The following is a 1,713-nucleotide window of genomic DNA, read 5'->3' on the forward strand; positions in this document are numbered from 1 at the left end:
CCCCAGGACCCCGTGCCCCAGGACTTCCTGCTCCAGGACCCCGTGCCGCAGGACCCCCTGCCGCAGGACTACGTGCCGCAGGACCCCGTCCCGCAGGTTCCGCTGCCGCAGGCCCCTCTGCCGCCGCCGAGCCCCGAACCGGCGCCGCCGGAGCAACGGGAGCCCCCGCTGCCGGAGCCGAGGCCCGAGCCCGAGCCCGTCCAGCCCGAACGCCTTCCCCACGAGCACGTGCAGCCCGAAGCGGAGCGCGTGCAGGAGGAGGTGGCGGCCCCCTTGGGGGCGCCGGCGAGAAAGCGGTCCGCCGCGCGGCAGCAGCCGGCCGGCGTCCCGATCCGGGTGCCGCACGGAGCCCGCCTCTGGCACTGGACCGGGGAGGGTGAGGAGACGCCTCTCGCGGTCTACGACGCCGTCAGCGGAGCGTGGACGCCGGTGAGAGCCGACGCGGTCCAGGCTCCGCGGACCGAGTGACGCCGCGTTCCGCTACCGTCGAGTACGGCCCCCGCCCACGGACGTGAGAGTGGATCCCGAGTGGACTGGAACGACTTCGCCAAACGGCTGACGCTGGAGCTCTCCCGGCTGCCGGTCACGTCGTTCCTCATCGTGCAGGGACCCAGCGGGCTGCCCTACGCGCAGGCGATGAGGGCGGAAGGCGTGCTCGACGCGGAAGCGGTCAGCAGCGCGTTCCTGCCCCGTCCGCTGGCGCCGCGGCAGGAGCGCCGGCTGAGGTCGCTCGGCTGGGAACCGCCGGACGAGGAGGAGCGCAAGAACTGGTGGCACCAGCTCACCTGGCGCGAGCGCGGCGGCCGGGCCACGGCCGAGCACCTGGAGGCGTGCGCGCTGCTCGCCGGGCTGATGGTCGGCGCGTTCCGCGACGTGTACGGCATCGAGTCGCCGCTGGAGCTCGTCTACCAGGCGAGCAAGTCCGGTCCCGAGGGCGGTCCGCTGGCGCTGCCCGGCCTCGGCATCCCGCTGGCCGTCCCCGAGAGCGGGAACCGGTCGGCGTCCGGGCGCACCCGGCGGCCGTCCGGCTCGTCGCTGGAGACCGCCCTCACGGAGGCGCGCGAGCGCGGTGACCAGCGCGGCTACCTGGAGCTGCTCGCGCGCGCGGTCCTGTACCTGCCCGCGCCGGGCGACCCGGGGGCCGCCGAGCACCAGTTCGCCACGGCCCAGTTCGGTGACGGCACGTTCGTGCTGGCGTTCACCTCGCCCGAGGCCATGGACCGGTCCCTGCAGGGCCAGGCGGTCCACCACCGGGAGGCGTCCCTGTCGGAGCTGTCCCGCCGCTGGCCGCACCCGGAGTGGCAGCTCGCGGTCAACCCCGGTCTCCCCAGCGCGTCCTACCTGGACGCCAACGCGCTGTTCGAGCCGGAGGAGCCGCGCAAGCCCGCCGCGCCGAAGCCGCCGGCGCCGACCGACGTGCACGTCGCGGGTGCGTCGACCCGCACCCGCGCCCGCACGCGCGGTGTGAAGCCCGCCCGCGACGAGACGGCCGCCGCTCCGGCGGCGCCCAGACCCCCGCAGAGCCCGGCGCCGCCCCGTACCGAACCGAGGCCACCGTCCGCTGCTCCCGCGGCCTCACCGGCGCCCACACGCCCGCCGGGCGACGTCGCGGCGCCCCCTCCCCCGCAGCGGCGGCCGGAGGCGCCCGCCGCCCGCCCGGCTCCGCCGGCGCGGGAGACCGTCGGTGATCCGCGCGGCGTGCCGGTGCGCGGG

Annotated in this window: 1 protein-coding gene and 1 pseudogene; both read left to right on the forward strand. The window is 77.1% G+C overall.

Annotated features, from left to right (window positions below; genetic code table 11):
• Positions 1–468 (forward strand): annotated as a pseudogene (locus E1200_RS33145) (hypothetical protein); the annotation flags it as partial.
• Between the two features lie 60 nt (positions 469–528).
• Positions 529–1,713: SseB family protein (locus tag E1200_RS33150; protein WP_131956603.1), on the forward strand; the 1,185-nt coding region annotated here is incomplete at its 3' end.

It is taken from the genome of Actinomadura sp. GC306, from assembly GCF_004348665.1.
In the GTDB taxonomy this organism is placed as follows: Bacteria; Actinomycetota; Actinomycetes; order Streptosporangiales; family Streptosporangiaceae; genus Spirillospora.